This window comes from Magnetovibrio blakemorei, from assembly GCF_001746755.1.
Classification (GTDB): Bacteria; Pseudomonadota; Alphaproteobacteria; order Rhodospirillales; family Magnetovibrionaceae; genus Magnetovibrio; species Magnetovibrio blakemorei.
Genome location: NZ_MCGG01000011.1, coordinates 28,056 through 47,618, shown reverse-complemented (window position 1 = coordinate 47,618; position 19,563 = coordinate 28,056). Strand labels below are relative to the sequence as shown.

The window sequence follows — 19,563 nt, the reverse complement described above, 5'->3', positions numbered from 1 at the left end:
GCACCAACCCACCACTTTGCACAGAAAACGGCGCGATCCGCAGATCGCGCCGTTTTGGGATGTGTGTGTAAGAATTTTAAGCCCTCAAAGCATCCGCCTTAAGCGGCTTTTTGTTCGATCGCTTTGCGCTGGGGAGCGGAGGCTTCAATCGCGATTTTGCGCGGTTTCAAGGCTTCAGGCACTTCGCGCTTCAAATCGATGTGCAACAGGCCGTTGTCCATGACCGCACCGGTAACTTTGATGTGGTCGGCCAGCTCAAAGCGGCGCTCAAACGCCCGGGTGGCGATGCCGCGATGGAGGTATTCGACCGGGGCTTCGCTGCGCTCGACCCGTCCGGCAACGGTCAACTGCGCGTCTTGCACGGTGATGTCGAGATCGCTCATGGCAAAGCCCGCAACCGCCATGGTGATGCGGTAGGCGTCTTCCGCCAAAACTTCGATGTTGTAGGGCGGGTAGGCGCTGGTGGCTTCGTCCAGGTGGGCCATGCTTTCCAGCTGGCGCTGCATGCGATCAAAACCAACGGCAAAACGATTGATGGGGGTAAAGTCGACTGTACGCATAATGGTTCTCCTATTGAGCAACTCAGGTTATGGAGCGTCCCGATCATCGGCGAGGCTCCGGTTCATGCTTGCACCTCGTGCTTTTACCGGGAATGAACCCGCTTAGCGGCGTCCAACAAGGTCCGGCAAAAGCGTCCGGGGTGCAAAGTTGAGTTAGGTAGATGATTTTCTGCGTGCAAGGGGGAAATCGAAAAAAAATGCGTCAGGAGGCCCGAGGCGGCACCTGAGCAGGCTGTGCGGCTGCTGGAGCCTGAACTGCCACAGGAGCTGCCGTAGCAGCCTGTGCAGCGGGAGCCTCAGCCTGAGGGGCGGCTTGGCCGGGCAGGGGCAGGCCACTGGCGGCGGTATAGAGCTGCTCCAACTGGGGTCGTTCCGCGCGGGCGGCGGCTTCAACCGTGGCGGTATCGACTTTATCGTCCCACACCAGTTCTTGCAGATAAGCCGGGCCGTCGATGCCTTTGAGGTAGTAAGGCCCGCGGCGGACAAAGCGCCAACTGCCGCCTTTGGCCATGCCATAGACGGTGTCGGAGACAAAAATCTGATCGGCCTTGGCTTTGTCGACGATGCGCGCCGCCATTTGCACGGTGACGCCGTAGAGGTCTTTTTCCTCCATCACCACGCGGCCCGCGTTGATGCCGATCTTAACTTTCAACGGAATGTCAGGGGTTTGTTGATTGTGCATCTCAATCATCATCTGCATTTGCTGGGTGGCGAGCAGACTATCGGCGACCTTTTGGAACGAGGCCATGATGCCGTCGCCCGTGTGCTTGATTTCCAGCCCGCCGGTTTTCGACAGGGCATCACGGACCACGCGGTTGTGGGCGCGCACCACTTCTTGGGCGGCCAGGTTGCCTTTTTCGTGGGTCATGGCGGTGGAGCCGACGATGTCGGTGAACATCACAACCACTTCCTTTTCGGGGTCTTCGGGGGCCTTGGGTTTGTTCCACTCGTTCAGGAATTCGGTGAGCTTGGCGGGGGTTTCTTTATCGCCGTCAAGGAATGCGCCCATGGTTTGGCGACCGGATTGGAACATCGCCATATAGCGGGCGTCTTGCAGCAAATAGTCTTCGTAACGCTTCGCGAACGCTTGGGCGTGTTCGGGTTTGAGGCCCATAATGCCCAACGTGCTGGCAAGAATTTCTGCGATGCTTTCCCCATCCAAATTGCGAGCCCCCCCTAAGCTTTCGGCGGCGCCGGCAAGAAAGAGGTTCACGCCAAAGCGGTTGTAGCTGTCCATTTTGCGCATTTCGGGGGGCAGTGCGCGCACGGCCTCGCCGAAAAAGCCCATCAATACGGCCTTTTGTGCTTCGGCGACGGGCGACAGGTTTGAAAACTCTTCTTCTTTTTGCTCGGGCTCAGGTTCAGGCTCGGGTTCCGGTTCCGGTTCGGCAGACTCTTGTTCTGTGTCGTTCTGTTGTTCAGCAAGGGCCGCAAGCTCTTGCTCCGCGCGCTCACGATCGGCTTGGTCTTTTGCCGCTTTGGCCGCTCTTGCGGCTTCCTCATCCGCCTGTCTTTGGCGGGCATCTTCAATTTCTTTCTTGCGAGCCCTTTCGGCGTCGGCTTGACGCTTGGCTTCAAGTTGCTTTTTGAGCCGCTCTTGAATTTCCAAGTTCGGCACATCCAATTCATCGCGCCGCATAAAGGCGAAATAGGAAATTAAGACGGAGGCCAGAAACGTGCAGATCGTGATAGCGATCATGATGTTGGAACGGGTCGGGCCGTACAGGCGCAATCCGGCAATCTTTTTATAGGGCAGCATGTTGTTCGCCAGCAAAACAACCACCGCCGCGATGGCAATGGACATCAGCAAAACCAACATGAGTTTGGTGAACACCCCCATGCGGGAGGTTTTGCGGGGGGGCGGGTTGACCAACTGATCGCCAAAATCAATATCTGCGGATTTATTGGCCTCAGCACGGGCCAAATAGTGGGCATATTTGCCACCACCCCCAGACGCGCCGCCCCCAGGCGTTGATGCCGCCACCGTTTTTTCTGGAACGTGTTTGTAGACCACATGCTCTCTGTGCAGGCCTGTGCGGTCATCGTAGTTGTCGCGCACGACCTTAACGCCAGCCAACCCCGGCATGGATTCCAGGGTTTTGGCCTCGTCTATGGCGTCGTCGCGACCAGACGGTGGGAACTGCGCATGAATACGCCACTTCCCTCCCTGCATCACCTGGACTTCATAGCTGGTTGAACTTCCCATCACTAAGGTCCAAAGCGTCGTCGGGTGCGTGCGTGCTGCAATCGCATGCTCCTTCGGTTACGTTCATCAATATTTACCCAACCGTACTTCCTCAACATACTATAGGATTACTAAGTGTGGGATTCTAAACAAAAAAGTATTTTTGAGAAACGGACCATTTTTCTTAGGCGAGGGATTTTGCAGGAGAATGGGCTCGCGGCAAATACACATCAAACACTACGTCTAAAATGTGCACATGGATAGGGGCACCAATGCATGACACTGGCACCCCTGAAAACCATAGACGCGTTTCAGACAGGACTTAGTTTTTAAGTCCCAAGCCTTTGAAACGGTTGTTAAACTTAGCAAGCTGTCCGCCGCTATCATTGAGACGATGAACACCAGTCCAAGCCGGATGGGTCTTCGGATCGATGTCAAGCTTCAAGGTCGCGCCTTCTTTGCCGTACGTAGAGCGGGTCTTAAAGGTGCTGCCATCAGTCATCTCAACAGTGATCTCATGATAGTCAGGGTGAATGTTTTGTTTCATCACTCAACTCCAAAATAGGGAGCGCTTATATAACCAAGCGCTGGGAACGATGCAAGGCCCCATACGCCTATATCGCGATTTATTTGTCATTTCTTTGTGAAAAGCGCCCCTTGTGGTGCATGCAGAGGCAGTGTTAACCTCCTGTGCTCGCGTTTAGGTGGCTATTTTAGGGAATTATTTTGAACTTGCAGCATTATCATAAACCAATCTCGGGGAAAGCAATGGGAATCGGTGTTTTTAAGGATATTTTTGCTCTCAGCTTCGCCCTTTTGTTACTCACGGGTTGTGCAATGTCCCTGCCAAAAGGGCCGGAAGGCGGCTGTGCGAATGAAGATTTTGTTACGGCTGTCAGTGCGGGTAAAGAATGTCTTGCCTTAAAGACAACAGCGGGGAATTCGGATTATTTGGTACTCTATCTTCACGGCGATAATATATACAAGCGTCCGGCAGATCGAGATTTCAACAAGCTTATGGCAAAAAACAGTGTTGGATTAAATCAGGCCCATAAAATTGCCATCGCGAGGCCAGGACATAACTTAACAAACGGTTTGGCCTCAACGGGGGATAGTTGCACCAAAACCATATGTGTGCTGCAGAAAAATGTTGATAGCATTGCGATCGCAATTAATCGCCTGATTCAACATTACAAGCCGAAACACACGACTGTCATTGCTCGTTCAGGTGGTGCAGGGATAATCGCAACGATTCTTGGCAAACATCCCGATGTTGAAATCAACAGCGCCCTCTTATTAGCGGGACCCTATAACCAGAATCAGTGGTTAGATACGACTTACCCCGATAATAAACGGCAGTGGCTGGATCCAGTCTACGGTGTAAATAATAGATCCGCAGATGAGTTTATTGCAGGCATTCGCAACGATGTGGCCATTTATCTTGTTACGGGTCGAAACGATACAAATGTTAAAACGATTGTGGCTCAAACGTATTATGATAAGCTGATTAAAAAGGGTAAAAATGTTGTTGTAATTGAAACAGATAGCACTCACTTCGGCTTTGAGGAAGATGACAATTTTGTAAAAATTGTCGATCAGGTAAGCCAGGGAAAAAGTGTGCTGAAATAATTTTTAAAGTGCGTACTCTCTGCAACAAGTACCAAAAAAAATTAACTATTGGGTTGCACGGTGTGAGGTATTGACCAAAAAAATGTTGGCACCTTCCCCAATGCTGCCTCGCAACGTTCGAGACTTTGTCCTTGCCTGAAAAGTTAGAGTGGCAATCTCAGCGGGACAATGTTTCTGAGATTTGCTATGAGACAGGGGGGCAAAACTCATAACATCAGGACACATAAATCATGGATGCCAGTGCCTTTGAAGAGCTTGCCGCAAAAACCCTCGAATCGCTGTTTGAGGCCATTGACGATGCCATCGGTGATGATGCGGATGTGGATTTCGACAACGGCATTTTGACGGTCGAGTTGGAAGATGGGCGCGCCTACGTTGTCAACAAGCATGCCCCAAACCTGCAGATTTGGCTGTCTTCGCCGATCAGCGGGGCGGCGCATTTTGCCTTCGACGAGGCGATTGGGGCGTGGTTGTCTACGCGGGGTGGGGAGACTTTGATGGAGGTGCTGAACACCGAATTCAGTCAAATCGCGGGCGAACAGGTGTCCCTGTCTTGAAGCTTTTCCGGTCTTTAGACTTTTGACGCCGGGATGATCCGGCGATCACGAAATTGTCGGGGAAGGCTGCCCTACACAAGAGCCAGATCGACAGCGGCCAGAAGCCTTGTAAACCCTCCCTATAATCCGTTTTTTAGTCTATGGGCGAGCGCGGGTCTTCGTCCTTGAGCGGGGCACCGTTTGCGCTTTCAAAGGCGGCGGTCTCCATCGCGTGGGCTTTGGCACGTTGATTGTCTTTCAGCGATCTCAGCCCCAGGTAAGCCACCAACACCATCAACACCATGCCCGCGTAATAGGGCCATTCTTTGCCCAGCTGGGCGAACAAGATGCCGGCCCAGGCCGGGCCAATGATCCGCGCCATGGTGGTGGCGGAACGTGCCACGCCCATCATCATACCTTGTTCGGTGTTGCCGGAACGCAAAGAGATCATGCTGTTCAGCGCTGGATTGATGATGCTGAAGCCATAAGCCACAATGACCATGGCGGCCATCAGAGGGACGACAGAGGTGCAGAACGGAATCATGATCATGCCCACCGCCAGGGCGACGGCACCTTGAACGATCAAGTTGCCTTCGCCAAACTTTTTGCTGAGACGACCCACCGCACCGCCTTGGATGAAGGCGGCAATGACGCCGACAAAGGCAAATAGATAGCCGTTTTGTTCTGGTCCCCAGCCCAACTGGCGGTGTGACCACATGGCAAAGGTGGTTTCCATGCCTGCAAAAACAAAGGTGGCCAAGAATGAAATGGTGATCAAAAGACCAATGCCGGGACGACCCAGGGCCTCTTTCATTTGTACAAAGCGATTGGGGCGGGGGGTGTTTTTGGCGTGGGCGCGGACCTCTGCGGATAGAGATTCTTTCAACATGGCGATGGTCAGCACGAACGCAATGAACGACATGGCGGCGGCGACCAACGCGGGGGTCTGAAAATCTGCGGTCAGCGGATCCGGTCCGGCCAGAATGCCGCCGATGGCCGGTCCTGCGATAAAGCCCAGGCCGAATGCTGCGCCCACCAGGCCCATGCCCTTGGCGCGATTTTCGACAGTGGTGATGTCGGCGATGTAGGCAAATGCCGTGGAAATATTGCCCGCCATCAAACCGCCGACAAGGCGCGCAGCGAACAGCATCCACAAGGTCGTGGCGAAGCTCAACCAGATGTAGGACAGCACCGCGCCAAACAAACTGATGATCAGCACCGGACGTCGCCCAATGGTGTCGCTTAAACGGCCCCAAAACGGTGCGGCGACAAATTGGCCCAGTGAATAGGTGGCCATGATCAGAGAAACGGTGAATGGATCGGCCTGAAAGTGTTCGCCATAAAACGGCAACAGCGGAATGATAATGCCGAAGCCGACCAAGTCGATGAAAACGATGATAAACAAAATGAACATGGCGCTAATTTTCTTTTGCCTCGTTTTTTATAAGGGCCAATGAAATGCTGGTCACTTTATAGCGTTTCAAAACTATATGGTCTAGGGACTGCCCTAGCGCTGGGTGAGTTTCAACTCAATGCGGCGGTTGCGGGTCAGGGACGTGGGATCGGTGGCGGTGGTGAGCGGTTGGTATTCGCCAAAGCCCGCAGCCACCAAACGTTTGGCAGGCACGCCTTGTTCAATGAGGAACTTCACCACGGAAATGGCGCGGGCCGAGCTGAGCTCCCAGTTCGACGCGAATTGTAGATTGCGGATGGGAACCCGATCAGTATGGCCGTCAACCCGCAGCACCCAATCGATGTCCGCGGGGATTTGGACTTGCAGGTCAATGATCGTTCCCGCCAAACCGCGCAATTGATCGTATGCCCCGATGTTGAGTTCCGCTTCACCGCTGGCGAACAGGACTTCGGATTGGAACACAAAACGGTCGCCGACGATTTCGATGCCTTCTTGTGCGCCGAGAATTTTTGCCAACCGGCCAAAAAATTCGGACCGATAGGCCGACAGCTCCATCACTTTGGATGCCAGCGCGGCGTTCAGCCTTTTGCCCAACGATACGATCTGAGCGTTTTGGTCTTTGGCTTTGGTTTCCGCAGCCCCCAAGGCTTTGTTGAGCGCCGCCATTTGGTCGCGCAGTTGACCCATTTGGCCGTTGAGCATGGCGACTTCAGCACGTGCACTTTCGGATAGATCTTGTTCGGCGAGCAGCGCCTTATCCTTTTCGTCGATTTCGGTCGCAAGCTTGCCGATATCGGCTTCCAGCTGCTTTTTCAGCGCTTCCAGCTTAACCACGTCGCCAACCAGACGAGAAACCTCTGCCTTGCCGTCTTCGATTTCAAGTTTCAGTCGGTCGCCTTCGGAAATGCTGGCTTGCAGTTCCCCCGACATGCGGTTGACGTCGCTGCGCAGTTTGGTATTGGCGTTGCGTTCCAGGGCCAGCATATCGACCAGTTCGGCCACTTCACGGTCAAGTTTTTTCAACGCCGAGTCGCGCCCCGAAAGCGCTTCGCCCAAGAAAAATTGCGCCAGTACAAATACCAACAGCAAAAAGATGATGACCATCAAAAGCGATGCCAAGGCATCGACGAAGCCCGGCCATATATCGGCGCGATTGCGATTGCGGCGCGATAGGGCGGCCATGGTGGGGAGTCCTCCTCGCGCTATTCGCCGCGACCGGCGACGGTACGGGCGAGCAGTTTGATTTCGCTGCGCATTTGACTGACCATTTCTTCGCGCCCGGTGCGGCTTTCTTCAAGCATGCGCGAAAGCACCAAATCGATGTTGCGGATGTGGGTGCGGGTGGCGTCATCCATGCCGTCCTTGCCGCCCGTCATCAAGTCCCCGCCAGCAATGCGTTCCAGGGCGGGTTTTAAGTCCATATGGGTTTCGGCGAGCTTTTTCATGATGACCTGTTCGGTCTGCATGAAGTCGGTGATGGTGCTCATCTTTTCCGATAACAGGTTCAGTGCTTCGGAGGTATGGATGCGGGTTTCTTCGCCGCGCGCCATGGTGCGTTGCAGATTTTCCAGGCTTTCGGCGGTTTGCTCCAAAAGCGCTTCGACGTAAGCGGGAACGGTTTGGTCGCCGTCGGCGCTGAGCGTGCCGCCCGACAGTTTTGCCAAGCTGGCTAGCCAGTCTTCCAATTCGGTGTAAAAGCGGTTTTGCGCCTGGCCCGTGGTTAAGTCTAAAAAGCCCAACACCAACGATCCGGCCAAGCCGAACAGAGAGCTGGAAAACGCCGTGCCCATGCCCGCCAAGGGGGCTTCAAGACCGCGTTTGAGCTCATCAAACATAGATGTGATATCACCGCCGCCACCGATTTGAATGTTGGCGATGACGTTGCGAATGGCGCTCAACGTGTCCAGCAGGCCCCAAAACGTGCCCAACAGGCCTAAAAACACCAACAGGCCGATGGTATAGCGCGAAATATCGCGTTGTTCGTCCAAGCGGCTGGCGATGCCGTCCAGCACCGAGCGCAGGGCCATGGCGCTGAGTTTGATTTCTTTACGACCCGCAACCATCGCCGCCAACGGCGCCAGCAGGCGCGGAGGACGAAGCTTTTTGGTCGCCTTGGGGGGCTGCGATGAAGACGCGATGTGGGGGCGCTGTGCACCCAAAGAATGGCTTTCGCGAAAGTCTTCAATCCAGGATACTTCGGGACCAAGTTGAATTACTTGGCGAAAGTTATAAGCCATGCCCAATAAAAACACCCCGATGATCAAGCCGTTCAAGGGGGCGTTGGCCATAAAGGCGTTGAGAAGGGGTTGGTAGACTGCACCGATGGCGACCGCAACCGCGGAAAGAAATAAAGCCATACGGAATAAAAAACGATGGGGATTGGACATCTGTTCAGTTTCCATGGTGTTGCACAGTCTCCATGGGGCCAATGTCTTTGATGGCTATGTCAAAATTACGGCAAACGATAAGCATGAATTTTGCCTAAATGAGGGAGATGAGGTGACGGGGATGATTTATGGAGGGTCAGCGCTCAATCACCGTAATATCAACACGTTCGGAGACGGCATCGGAGGACTTGTTGCCCAGGGCGCGCACGTCGATGCGGGTCGAGCGCACGCCGTTTTCAATCAAGAATGAACGCACTGCCAAAGCCCGCGACAAAGACAAGCGTCGTGCGGCGCTGGCTGAGGTATTGGCGTCGCCTGCATAAGCCAGCAATTGGAGACGCAAGGTTTCGCTGGCACTCATCTTGGTCGACATGTCCAGCAAAGAATCCCGTGCCGATTTGGGGAGCTTTGATGAGTCGGCGTCAAAAACAATGCGTAAGCTGTCGCCGTCACTCAGCGTTTGCGATGCAGACGGCAGCGATGCAACGTCACTTGCAGCCTCAGCTTGGGCTTCGGTCTTCGGCGGCAAAGGCATAACCAAGGCGTTGGAGGTTTCTCCCTGAGGTGCAGCAGGCGGTGGCATCGGTATTGCCTGCGTCGTATCTGCTGTGTCTTTAGCCGTGTCTTTAAGGGCTACGGCGCTATCGACCGGCGCAGGAGACGGTTCTGCAGGAGGTGCTTCAACGTTTGGCGTTGGCGTTTTTAACGCGATGGGCTTGTTAGGGGCATCTTCAACGGTTGGCGTCGTGTCCTGAGGTGCGCTTTGGACAGGTTCTTCAACCGGAGCCGTGACCACGGCTGCCGCAGGGGCAGGGGTCGGCTTGGGTGGTGGTGGTGGCGTTAAAGCGGCCATTTCCTGGGCAGGCTTGGGTGCCGGTTTCGCTTCAGCAACAGGCTTGGCAGGGCTCGCGGCTGGCGGCGCGATGGGGGCAGCCTCCTTGGCCTCGGGTGGGGGGAGAATATCTGCGATTTCAGCCGCTTCCGGTAAAGAGGGCGGGGCGGGCGGGGCGCTCACGGTCTTGGCAGGTGCCGATTGTGGTGCAGGCTTCTCGGTGTCTGATTTTGCGACAACAGGCGTTTCGGACGGTGTGTTGTCGGCAACCTCATTGTCCGTCTCTTGTTCAGAAGACTGGACATCAGAAGACTGGGCATAGGTGCTTTCAAGGGCCTTGGTCTGTTCGGGCAGCTTAAAACGCCGTGTTGGTTTGACGTACAGTTCGGAAACAGGTGTGGCTAAGCCGGGAGGTTGTGAACCACTGGCGGTAAGCCCGGTTGCGGGTATTTGTCCGAGAACTTGGTCGGATGTATGTCCCTGCATTTGTCTTGGCGTGGGCATGCCGGGGGTCCCCAGGCGGGCATTCAAACCACTGTCGTTCAAGACAGACAAATCGACACTCACGTACGGATCCGTCAGATCCACAATCGGGCTTTGTTGGGCAGCGGCGGGCGCAGGGAACTGAAGGCACAAGCCAAGGGCCAGTAAACAGGCGCCCAAAGAGACGCTTGTGGCCAGGTGCGACTTTGTCCTCACCCCCCATTTTGCATGGGGCAGGGTCAGGGTGGCGTTTTGGCGGCGGTTGTGCATCGTACTCAGTCTCCCGGGTCGGGTGAGCATCCCGCTCCCAAAACGGGAGGCTTAAAACGGGACACTGCCAATCTTATTACCGTACTTGTCTTAACGGACCTGTCTTACCAGAGGATGTGCAAACGCAAACGCAAATGCGCGCGAATCGCAGCGTCCCCATGAAGCACCACCATAACAACGCGTTTGGGCTCATACAACTGCTTTGGCAACTGCTTTGGCAACTGCTTTGGCAACTGCTTTGACAACAGCTTCGCCGACAGCTCGCGTGCGTCGGTAACGGGAAGAACGGGTCTTATTTGATCAAGTTGAACAACGGTTCGTGCATTTTGTCCGTGGCGGCGATGACGGAGCCGTTTTCAAGCATTTTTCGTTTGCCGTCCATATCGGTGACAAAACCACCGGCTTCGCGCACCAAGACAATCCCCGCAGCGATGTCCCAGGCTTGCAAACCGCTTTCCCAATAGCCGTCATACCGGGCTGCCGCAACATAGGCCAAATCCAGCGCTGCGGAACCAAAACGGCGTACGCCTGCGGAAAGGGTCGTTACGGCGTTCACCCGCTGCATAAATCGCTCACCATCTTTTTCTTTGCCCAAAAACGGCAATCCGGTGGCAAACAGGCCTTCAGAAAGGTGCGCGCGCGCCGAAACCCTGAGACGCCGTCCGTTGAGGAACGCCCCTTGGCCTTTTTCCGCCCAGAACATTTCGTCCGTTATGGGGTTGTAGACCACGCCGGCAAACGGTTCGCCGTCGCGCAGCAAGCCAATGGAGATGGCGAAATGCGGAATGCCGTGCAAAAAATTGGTGGTGCCGTCCAGGGGGTCAATCACCCATGTGTTGGATGAATCCTTGCCCTCGATATTGTTGGCTTCTTCCAAGATGAAGCCATAATCGGGGCGGGCTTTTTGCAGTTCTTTGACCAGCGTGTCTTCGGCCTTTTTGTCGGCGTTGGAGACAAAATCCGCAGGGCCTTTTTTGGAGACTTGGAGGTTTTCAACTTCGCCAAAGTCGCGCGTCAGTCGGCGTGCCGCTTTTTGCGCGGCGGCGGTCATGACGTTCAAAAGGGCCGAGCGGGGATGGGCCATGGGGTATGTCCTTACAGTCTTCGCAGTCGTTGGAAGTTACAAAAGACCAATCAGTCTTTTGCGCGTTCCACGTATGAACCGTCTTCGGTGTTGATGACCACGCGGGTGCCGGTGGTGATAAACGGCGGCACCAGGGTGCGCACGCCATTGCTCAAGGTCGCAGGTTTATAGCTGCTTGATGCCGTCTGACCCTTGACCACCGCGTCGGATTCAACGATTTCCAGCACCACGGTCGCGGGCAACTTTACGCCGATGGGGGTCTCGCCGTGGCTTTCCACCGTGATGCCCATGTTTTCTTGCAGATAGGGCACTTGGTCTTCGCCAATCATGTCGGCGTCGAGTTCGATTTGTTCGTAGGTTTCGGTGTCCATGAAGGTATAGGTGGTGCCGTCGGTGTACAGATATTGATAGTCACGCTGTTCCAATGTCACCCGCTCGACCGTTTCAGAAGATCGGAAACGTTCATTCAGCTTGGTGCCGCTCACCAGGTCTTTCAGTTCGACCTGAGCAAACGCGCCACCCTTGCCGGGCATGGTGTGTTGGATTTTGACTGCGCGCCAAAGGCGGCCTTGGTGTTCAATGGCCATACCGGGGCGGATGGCGTTTCCGTTGATCTTCATGACTTCACCGTCGAATGAGCTGAGACAAAGCTTGAGGCCAAACGCAATGCCGACCTAAGCGCGCGGAAGCTAACACTCACGGCGTGTCGAGGCAATGGCTATCAGTCGTTTTCAGGAACAGAGCGGTTGCGCCCCAGGCGCTTCGCTTCGTAGAGCGCTTGGTCAGCGCGAAAAATCAGTTTATGGGCGTTGTCGCCTTGACGATACGTGGAAACCCCGATGGAGAGCGATAGTTTGCCCATGGTTTCCCCGGTTTCGGTGTTTTTCAAAGACCGCTTTGAAATGGATTCGCGTACGGTTTCGGCCACGGTCAGGGCGTTTTCCAAGCTGGTGTTGGGCAAAATAGCGGCAAATTCATCGCCGCCCCCAGCGCGCCACCACGTCACCGCCCTTTAAATTGGAGACGAAGTTGCTGGCAACCAAACGTAACACTTGATCTCCGACCGTGTGCCCCAGAGTATCGTTGACATTCTTAAAGTGATCGATGTCAGCCAGCAAAACCGAGACTTTGCCATTAAAATCGGTCAAGTGGGAGAGGATGTCTTTGAGGCTCGATTCAAACCGGCGGCGGTTGCCGATGCCGGTGATGGGGTCCAGCATGGCGGCTTTTTTGCTCTGGTCCAATTGCCGCGTTAGATCGGTCAGATCGTTTGAATACTTTGCGATTTTGCTTTCAAAGCTGTGACCGTGATCAACCACCTCGGCGATTTGCTTGCGGATATTCGAAAGCAATTCGCGAATGGCGTCGCCTTCGGCACCGGCAGGCGCGGAATTTGGATCGTTGATGAATTGGGCATTGTCTTCGGCAATGTTGTCGATGGCCGCAACTATGCTTTCCAGACCGCGGGTAATGCGCCCGGCGCTGTTGTGCAGATCAGCGATGGAGTTTCCAAAATCTGAGACTTGATTCACGTGAGCGGGCCTTTTGGCGTCGGGTGGTTTCGTTCAGTTATAGGGTCAAAATGTCAGTTTTTTGTAATTTTGTCCATGCGTGTCATCAAGTTGATGATTGTAAGAGCGTGTTAAAACCGCGCACGGCCGCTTGGGGGCCGTCGGGATGATCCCAGATCGCCGATGAAACCGCCAAGAAGTCTGCGCCTGCAGTGATAAGGACCCGGGCGTTGTCCAGTGTAATGCCGCCTATGGCAACGCAGGGTACGGTGGTCATCGCGCTCCAAATCTCAAGAATTTCGGGGTCAGTTTGGGTTTTTGGGATTTTGGTGGTGGTGGGGAAAAACGCGCCAAAGGCTACATAGTCGGCCCCCGCTTCGGCGGCTTCCATAGCCAAATGGCGAGAGTCGTGGCAGGTCACCCCGACGATGGCATTTTTGCCGACAATGGCGCGTGCGGCTTTGGCGCTTAAGTCGTCTTGACCGACGTGAACGCCGTCGGTACCCAATTCGGCGGCCAGTTCGGCATCGTCGTTGATGAGAAAGGCCACATCGCGGCTTTGCGCTTCGGGCATCAAGATTTTGGCTGCCCGGCGAACATCTTCGCGCTCAACGGGCGTGCAATTGGGACCTTTGAGACGCAATTGCACACACGCGACATCTCCGCCATCCAGCGCTTGGGCAAAGACCGGGCGGAAGGCTTCAGGATCGAAGGCCGGCGGCGTGATGAGGTAAAGTCGGCAGGTCATGGGGTGAGCTTACCTTGTTTTGAAACACAAAAAAAGCGGAGCCATGAGGCTCCGCTTTCTTGTCGATAATACGGTCTTAGTTGGCGGCAACGTGGCGCGCAAAACGCATCATGTTGCAGGTGTAGCCATATTCGTTGTCATACCAAGAAACCAGTTTGACGAACGTGTTGTCCAACTGAATGCCGGCTGTGGCGTCGAAGATCGAAGACGCTGAGCAATCGACGAAGTCGGTGGAGACCACGGCATCTTCGGTGTACTGAAGGGTGCCCTTCATTTCGCCTTCAGACGCAGCTTTCATGGCGGCGCAGATTTCGGCCATGGTGGCGGGCTTGTCCAGTTCCACGGTCAGATCGACCACGGAAACGTCCGAAGTCGGAACGCGGAACGCCATGCCGGTGAGCTTGCCGTTCAGTTCCGGCAACACCACACCGACAGCTTTGGCTGCACCGGTGGAGGACGGAATGATGTTTTCCAAAATGCCGCGGCCGCCGCGCCAGTCTTTGGAAGACGGGCCGTCAACGGTTTTCTGCGTCGCGGTGGCAGCGTGAACGGTGGTCATCAGACCGCGCTTCAAGCCCCAGTTGTCGTGAACCACTTTGGCGATCGGTGCCAAGCAGTTGGTGGTGCAAGACGCAGCGGAAACGATGGCCTGACCGGCGTATTCTTTGTGGTTAACGCCATAGACGAACATCGGGGTCTTGTCTTTGGCCGGAGCGGACTGGATGACCTTTTTGGCACCAGCGTCGATGTGCTTTTGGCAGGTTTCTTCGGTGAGGAAGAAGCCGGTGGATTCAATAACCATATCGGCCTTCACATCGCCCCATGCCAGGTTGGCGGGGTCGCGTTCGGCGGTGAGACGGATGGTCTTGCCGTTGACAACCAGATTGCCGTCTTTAGCCGACACTTCACCGTCAAAACGACCGTGCACAGAGTCATATTTGAGCATGTAAGCCAGATAGTCAGCTTCCAGCAAATCGTTGATCGCGACGACTTCGAAATCGTTGCTGAAATCTTGCGCAATTGCGCGGAAAACCATACGGCCAATACGACCGAAACCGTTAATACCAATACGAACCGCCATTTAGTTAAGCTCCCTAAAATTTTGTTTTTGTGTATGGAGATAAGATGTAGTTGAGCATTGTCTAACATAAGGGCTGAGAACCCATAACACCCCGCCGGGTTGCGTCTTGCCTACCCTTGCGGGTTGGTGGGAAGGGGCGGTTCCGACTAGAGTGTTGAAATGCCTGACGACCTTATATGAGTTTATACCGTTTCTTATCTCGCAGAATTTCGTGAGGTCCGCACAATGGCGCGGGAAAGGGGTAGGCGTCAAGGGGTGGTGTTCGGGGGGTAGGGTTGCAAGATCGGCATGGCGTTGGGGGACGCGCGTTGATGTAAAACCTTGGCTTTTACATGTGTTGCTTAAAGGGGGGCTGATAAGCCTCTGAAGTGGTTGACGATCCATGCTCTAAATGCTTATGTTCACCTGACGGTTCCTCAACTTCCACATGAAGGTCTTTTGCCCCGTGAACGACGCTCTCGCCGACCGTGAAAATCGCCTAAAAATCGCAGAAAACCGCTTGGCACAAGCCATTGATCGTTTGGAAATGGCAATGGCGGGGCGGAATCTGGCGCATCCTCAACAGGCTGAGTTGCATGATCAAGTTCAAGAGTTATTGCGGGAAAACAATGAGTTGCGAGAAATCGTTAGTGCATCTGTTGAGAAATTAGATGGCACCATCGGCCAATTTAAAACCATGATGGCGAGGTAGGGCGGATGGCCAAAGTCTCCATCACAATCAATCATCAGTCCTATGACATTGCCTGTGAAGACGGGCAAGAGCCGCACATCTTAACGTTGGCCGGTGTCGTTGATGCCAAGGTTGGCGAGTTGGTTGGGGCCATTGGTCAGGCTGGAGAGGCCCGTCTGCTGGCTATGGCGGGCTTGTTGGTGGCTGATGATGTGGCCGTTGCACAAAGTGAAATCGCGGCGCTGCAAAGTCGTTTGGAGGCCGTAGCCATGCAATCGACCACACCACCTCAGGCGGCTCCCCCCTCTCTCGATGAAGACCGTTTGGCGAACTTACTGGACGCCTTGGCGGCGCGCATCGAAACCATTGCGGAAACCGTCGAACGCGCTTAAGTTCTGTATAGGACGGTGGCTGCCCAACGCGTGAGGTATCGACATTCCCTGGGGCTATAAGTCTTCATCGGGAGCTGTCCCTGTCGAACTCCTGGGTTCGATACATGGTGCCCACCTGCACTAGCAGGCCACAGAGGATTGCAAACGCCCACGGTTGTCGCGGCGCCGTCCGCTTTTTTGCCCTTTTTATTGAGGGTCCAGACCTGAGACATTCGGATATTCTATGACATCGTTAAGTCCTAAGCATGCTTTGCGCGAGCAGTTTAAAGCGGTTCGCGCAAAGGCTTCTGGGCAACATGGCGATGACGGAATTCGTGGTTTTTTCGAGCATCTTTTGAAAACGTGGGCTGCAGTTGCCGATGGCTACGGCCATGAGGTCATCATGGCCGGGTATTGGCCGATGGCCAGTGAAATGGACGTTCGTCCGGCCCTGGTGGCGCTGGACCGCATCGGTGTGCTGGTGACCTTGCCTGAAGTGGTTGCCCAGGACCGGTCCTTGCGGTTTCGCGCTTGGCGGCCTGATGAGCCTTTGGTCGAAGGCTCTCACGGCACGTATCACCCTTTAACAGACGCGCCTTTGATGCGCCCCGATATTGTTTTGGTGCCGTTGCTGGCGTTTGATCGGCGCGGTTTTCGCCTCGGGTGGGGTGGTGGCTATTATGATCGCACCCTGGAGCGGTTGCGCAAAACCGGAACCTGCACCGCCATCGGCGTTGCCTATAGCGCCCAAGAAGTTGACGAAGTTCCAACAGACTCTTATGACCAGCGCCTGGATTGGATCATAACCGAAAAAGAAGCGATAAACGTAACATGAAGGTTTTGTACATCGGCGACGTGGTTGGGAAATCGGGACGCAAAGCGGTTCTGGATCATTTGCCGCGTCTGCGCGAAGATTTGAGCCTCGATTTTGTGGTCGTCAACGGCGAAAACTCGGCTCACGGGTTTGGCATCACCGGGGCCATTTGCGATCAGTTTTTCGAAGCGGGTGCCGATGTGATCACCACCGGAAACCATGCCTGGGACCAGCGCGAAATCATTGATTACATCGAAACGGAACCGCGTTTGCTGCGTCCTGTAAACTATCCCGAAGGCACGCCCGGTCAGGGTATGGGCGTTTTTCAAAGCGTGGGCGGCAAAAAAGTTGTCGTGATCCAGGCCATGGGACGGTTGTTTATGGACCCGCTGGACGATCCGTTCGCGTCGGTTTCGCGCGCCATGTTGAACAAACGCGTCGGCGATACGGTGGATTTCGTGCTGATTGATATTCACGCCGAAGCCACCAGTGAAAAAATGGCCATGGGGCATTTTTTCGACGGACGGGCATCTTTGGTGGTGGGCTCTCACAGTCACATCCCAACGGCGGATGCACAAATTCTGCCCGGCGGTACGGCCTATCAAACCGATGCGGGCATGTGCGGCGACTACAATTCCGTGATTGGCATGACCAAAGGCCCGGCCATCGAACGGTTCACCACCAAGATGCCCAAGCAACGCCTTGAACCGGCATCGGGAGAAGGCACACTTTGCGCTGTCTATGTGGAAAGCGATGACGCCACCGGCTTGGCCACCCAGGTCACGCCCGTTCGGGTTGGCGGCAGGTTGATGGAAATTATGCCCCTCTAATCTCTACATTTTGTCTTGCCAAAATGAGCACTGCTCTAAAATTATTTTTGTGCTATTTATGTGCAAAATCGGCGTTACGGTTTTGTTGCAAGCAGGTCTACTGGCATAAGGGACGTTGGCATGGCGAATTTAGAAACCTTGGACTTTTTGCGCCTTCAACTGAGTACGGAAATTTCATATGATTTGTGCATGTCATGCACCGATCCGCAACAAAAACAGATCGCTTTAAACTATGACGATCCGCGCAATTGTGGGTGCCGATGCCCGGCGGTTGAACCGTTGCTGGCGCGCTTGGCTGATATCGAAAAAGCGATCAAAATCAGCGTCGCTTACCTGTCCTAATTGCAGACATCTTTCTATCTTTAGCAGCTTCTCTCTAAGCCGCCTTGACGTCGTTGAGGAAGCCTTGCACCACATTTTTCAGCTCATTGGATTGTCCGCCCAGCGCGTGCACGGCTTGCTGCACCTGTTTGGCGGCGTGGCCGGTTTCGGTCACGCTGGCGTTGACGTCTGAAATATCGGAGGTGACGGTTGTTGTGCGTTCTGCCGCCAATTCAACATTGCGGGCAATTTCTTGGGTGGCCGCACCTTGCTCTTCAACGGCCGCAGCAATGGCGGAGGTGAATTCATTGATGGTGTTGATGGTGCCGCCGATGGATTCAATGGCGTGCACGGCTTCATCGGTGGCACTTTGGATGCCGGTGATTTGCGTGGTGATCTCTTCGGTTGCTTTGGTGGTTTGGTTGGCCAAGTTTTTAACCTCCGACGCCACCACGGCAAAACCTTTACCCGCATCGCCCGCTCGCGCGGCCTCAATGGTGGCGTTCAGCGCCAGCAAATTGGTCTGGTCGGCGATGTCGGTGATCAGCGCCACCACTTCGCCGATTTTACGTGCCGCATTGGCCAGCCCCATAACCTTGTCGTTGGCATGAGAGACCTCGATGACAGCGGTTGAGGCAATCTCGGTGGATTGAGACACTTGGTGGGCGATTTCAGAAATGGAGCTGGAAAGCTGTTCTGCGGCGCTGGCCACCGTCTGCACATTGGAAGAGGCTTGTTGTGCCGACAAGGTGATGGTTGAGGCCTTGCTGGAAGCGTCATTGACAATGGTGCTCATGGAAGAGGAGGTGTCTTCCAATGAAGTCGACATCTTGGAGAGTTCAACCAGAACGTTAGAGATGTTGTTTTCAAACGTTTGGGCAACGGCTTCCAAGGCTAAGCGACGCTGTTCTTTTTGTTGGGTTTCGGTGTGTTGTTCATCGGCCATTTTTTCGTTGTGGATCATACTGTCTTTAAAGACCTGGACGGTCCGCGCCATTTCACCGATTTCGTCGCGTCGGCCATGGGCGGGAACGTCAACGCCGGTGTCGCCTTTGGCCAGTTGGCACATGGTTTCGCTGAGCAATTTTAAGGGTGCGCCAAGACGCCAACGGGTGAACCAAACCATCGCCGCCAGCAAGGCCAGCAACACAATGCCGACGACGATCGACGATGTTTCGGCAAGAAAACTGGCTTGAGAAACGGCGGAATTCACCACCCGGGCGCTGGTGGTGCGTGACTTATCGATCTCGGCAACTAAGGTGTCCATGCCGTGGATGGCCGGGCTGTCGTCAATGATGATGGCGCGGGCGATTTCGTCGGCTTGGAAACTGTTTTTCACCATCTGTTCGGTTTTGTCCATGGCCGCCCCATAAGCCTTGATGACGCCGAGAATGTCGAGCAAGGCTTTTTGTTCGGTTGGGTTTACGCCGACGGCTTCATAAGCATCCAATGCAACGCGAATTTCGCGAATTTTGACATTGAATTGAACAATTTGCTGCCGGTCTTTGCCCAGCAGATAATCCTTGTATTGATGCAGCATGCCGCCAAAACCAAGCGCCTTGTTGACGGCGCTGAGATATGCGCTTTTGCGTGATGGCCCTGCCTCGAATGCTTGCCAGGCTCCGCCGGCTTGTCCGACTTGATTGGAGGTGGCGAGAGAACTGGCGACAATCGCGACGGCGGATAGGGCAAGAAATACGGATATGATCATGCCGATGGTGCTGATTTTAAGATGGCTCATCTGTCTGGCGCTCTTGGGCTAGAGGTTCGTTTTGACTGCACAGTGGGCTAAGGATGGGGGCCCCTAGTGCGCAGGGGGGGCAGCAATGAAAGGGTT

At 54.7% G+C, this 19,563-nt stretch carries 21 protein-coding genes and 1 other RNA gene; 8 read left to right on the top strand and 14 right to left on the bottom strand.

The features are described from left to right. Nucleotides 1-98: 98 nt before the first annotated feature. From BEN30_RS03970 to rpmE, 3 genes are all read right to left on the bottom strand, one after another. The gene (locus BEN30_RS03970; RefSeq protein WP_069957050.1) at nt 99-560 is read right to left on the bottom strand and encodes an Hsp20 family protein; all 462 of its coding nucleotides are present in this window, start codon (nt 558-560) and stop codon (nt 99-101) included. Nucleotides 561-762: 202 nt separating this feature from the next. Then, complete coding sequence (locus tag BEN30_RS03965; protein WP_069957049.1) at nt 763-2,766, bottom strand: adenylate/guanylate cyclase domain-containing protein; 2,004 nt, start codon at nt 2,764-2,766, stop codon at nt 763-765. A gap of 301 nt (nt 2,767-3,067) precedes the next feature. Further along, nucleotides 3,068-3,292, bottom strand: coding sequence for a 50S ribosomal protein L31 (gene rpmE / locus BEN30_RS03960; protein WP_069957048.1), 225 nt, complete (start codon nt 3,290-3,292; stop codon nt 3,068-3,070). 179 nt (nt 3,293-3,471) lie between these two features. Between rpmE and BEN30_RS03955 the strand changes: the two genes are divergently transcribed. Both BEN30_RS03955 and cyaY read left to right on the top strand, forming a co-directional pair. Next, nucleotides 3,472-4,374 carry a hypothetical protein gene (locus tag BEN30_RS03955; RefSeq protein WP_139134833.1) on the top strand — a complete coding sequence of 301 codons (903 nt, stop codon included), beginning with the start codon at nt 3,472-3,474 and terminating at the stop codon, nt 4,372-4,374. Between the two features lie 230 nt (nt 4,375-4,604). Further along, nucleotides 4,605-4,931: an iron donor protein CyaY gene (gene cyaY, locus BEN30_RS03950; protein WP_069957046.1), complete on the top strand. Its 327-nt coding sequence runs from the start codon at nt 4,605-4,607 to the stop codon at nt 4,929-4,931. Between the two features lie 133 nt (nt 4,932-5,064). Here cyaY and BEN30_RS03945 read toward each other — a convergent pair whose 3' ends face one another. The 10 genes from BEN30_RS03945 to gap all read right to left on the bottom strand — a co-directional run bounded on the left by BEN30_RS03945 (nt 5,065) and on the right by gap (nt 14,720). Then, nucleotides 5,065-6,324 (bottom strand): MFS transporter, encoded by a 1,260-nt coding sequence (locus BEN30_RS03945; protein ID WP_069957045.1) that lies wholly within the window; start codon nt 6,322-6,324, stop codon nt 5,065-5,067. 93 nt (nt 6,325-6,417) lie between these two features. Then, the gene (locus BEN30_RS03940; RefSeq protein WP_069957044.1) at nt 6,418-7,506 is read right to left on the bottom strand and encodes a peptidoglycan -binding protein; all 1,089 of its coding nucleotides are present in this window, start codon (nt 7,504-7,506) and stop codon (nt 6,418-6,420) included. 20 nt (nt 7,507-7,526) lie between these two features. Then, nucleotides 7,527-8,726, bottom strand: coding sequence for a flagellar motor protein MotA (locus BEN30_RS03935; protein ID WP_245648978.1), 1,200 nt, complete (start codon nt 8,724-8,726; stop codon nt 7,527-7,529). A 121-nt stretch (nt 8,727-8,847) separates the two neighbouring features. Then, on the bottom strand, nt 8,848-10,296 hold the full coding sequence (locus BEN30_RS03930; protein WP_069957043.1) for an OmpA family protein: 1,449 nt from the start codon (nt 10,294-10,296) through the stop codon (nt 8,848-8,850). A 292-nt stretch (nt 10,297-10,588) separates the two neighbouring features. After that, nucleotides 10,589-11,380, bottom strand: coding sequence for an inositol monophosphatase family protein (locus BEN30_RS03925; protein WP_069957042.1), 792 nt, complete (start codon nt 11,378-11,380; stop codon nt 10,589-10,591). 50 nt (nt 11,381-11,430) lie between these two features. Further along, nucleotides 11,431-12,000 carry an elongation factor P gene (efp, locus tag BEN30_RS03920; protein WP_069957041.1) on the bottom strand — a complete coding sequence of 190 codons (570 nt, stop codon included), beginning with the start codon at nt 11,998-12,000 and terminating at the stop codon, nt 11,431-11,433. A gap of 101 nt (nt 12,001-12,101) precedes the next feature. After that, complete coding sequence (locus tag BEN30_RS03915) at nt 12,102-12,386, bottom strand: GGDEF domain-containing protein (protein ID WP_069957040.1); 285 nt, start codon at nt 12,384-12,386, stop codon at nt 12,102-12,104. Further along, nucleotides 12,355-12,912, bottom strand: a complete 558-nt coding sequence (locus tag BEN30_RS03910) for a GGDEF domain-containing protein (RefSeq protein ID WP_069957039.1) — start codon at nt 12,910-12,912, stop codon at nt 12,355-12,357. Before BEN30_RS03910 ends, BEN30_RS03915 begins: the two co-directional genes overlap by 32 nt. An 85-nt stretch (nt 12,913-12,997) precedes the next feature. Beyond that, nucleotides 12,998-13,639 (bottom strand): thiamine phosphate synthase, encoded by a 642-nt coding sequence (gene thiE / locus BEN30_RS03905; protein WP_069957038.1) that lies wholly within the window; start codon nt 13,637-13,639, stop codon nt 12,998-13,000. A gap of 76 nt (nt 13,640-13,715) precedes the next feature. Then, the gene (gene gap, locus BEN30_RS03900; RefSeq protein ID WP_069957037.1) at nt 13,716-14,720 is read right to left on the bottom strand and encodes a type I glyceraldehyde-3-phosphate dehydrogenase; all 1,005 of its coding nucleotides are present in this window, start codon (nt 14,718-14,720) and stop codon (nt 13,716-13,718) included. Between the two features lie 445 nt (nt 14,721-15,165). Here gap and BEN30_RS03895 point away from each other — a divergent pair, with 445 nt between their 5' ends. The 6 genes from BEN30_RS03895 to BEN30_RS03870 all read left to right on the top strand — a co-directional run bounded on the left by BEN30_RS03895 (nt 15,166) and on the right by BEN30_RS03870 (nt 17,747). Continuing rightward, nucleotides 15,166-15,411: a hypothetical protein gene (locus tag BEN30_RS03895; RefSeq protein ID WP_139134832.1), complete on the top strand. Its 246-nt coding sequence runs from the start codon at nt 15,166-15,168 to the stop codon at nt 15,409-15,411. Between the two features lie 5 nt (nt 15,412-15,416). After that, a complete protein-coding gene (locus tag BEN30_RS03890) occupies nt 15,417-15,782 on the top strand; it encodes a cell division protein ZapA (protein WP_069957035.1) in 366 nt (121 codons plus the stop codon). 13 nt (nt 15,783-15,795) lie between these two features. Next, a non-coding RNA gene (gene ssrS, locus BEN30_RS03885) (6S RNA) lies at nt 15,796-15,952 on the top strand. 53 nt (nt 15,953-16,005) lie between these two features. Beyond that, nucleotides 16,006-16,596 (top strand): 5-formyltetrahydrofolate cyclo-ligase, encoded by a 591-nt coding sequence (locus BEN30_RS03880; protein ID WP_069957034.1) that lies wholly within the window; start codon nt 16,006-16,008, stop codon nt 16,594-16,596. Then, entirely contained in the window at nt 16,593-17,405 is an 813-nt protein-coding gene (locus tag BEN30_RS03875) for a TIGR00282 family metallophosphoesterase (RefSeq protein WP_069957033.1), read from the top strand. Before BEN30_RS03880 ends, BEN30_RS03875 begins: the two co-directional genes overlap by 4 nt. 120 nt (nt 17,406-17,525) lie before the next feature. Next, the gene (locus BEN30_RS03870) at nt 17,526-17,747 is read left to right on the top strand and encodes a hypothetical protein (RefSeq protein ID WP_069957032.1); all 222 of its coding nucleotides are present in this window, start codon (nt 17,526-17,528) and stop codon (nt 17,745-17,747) included. 34 nt (nt 17,748-17,781) lie between these two features. Here the strand turns inward: BEN30_RS03870 and BEN30_RS03865 are convergent, their stop codons facing one another. Next, nucleotides 17,782-19,467 carry a methyl-accepting chemotaxis protein gene (locus BEN30_RS03865; protein ID WP_069957031.1) on the bottom strand — a complete coding sequence of 562 codons (1,686 nt, stop codon included), beginning with the start codon at nt 19,465-19,467 and terminating at the stop codon, nt 17,782-17,784. Nucleotides 19,468-19,563 lie beyond the last annotated feature (96 nt).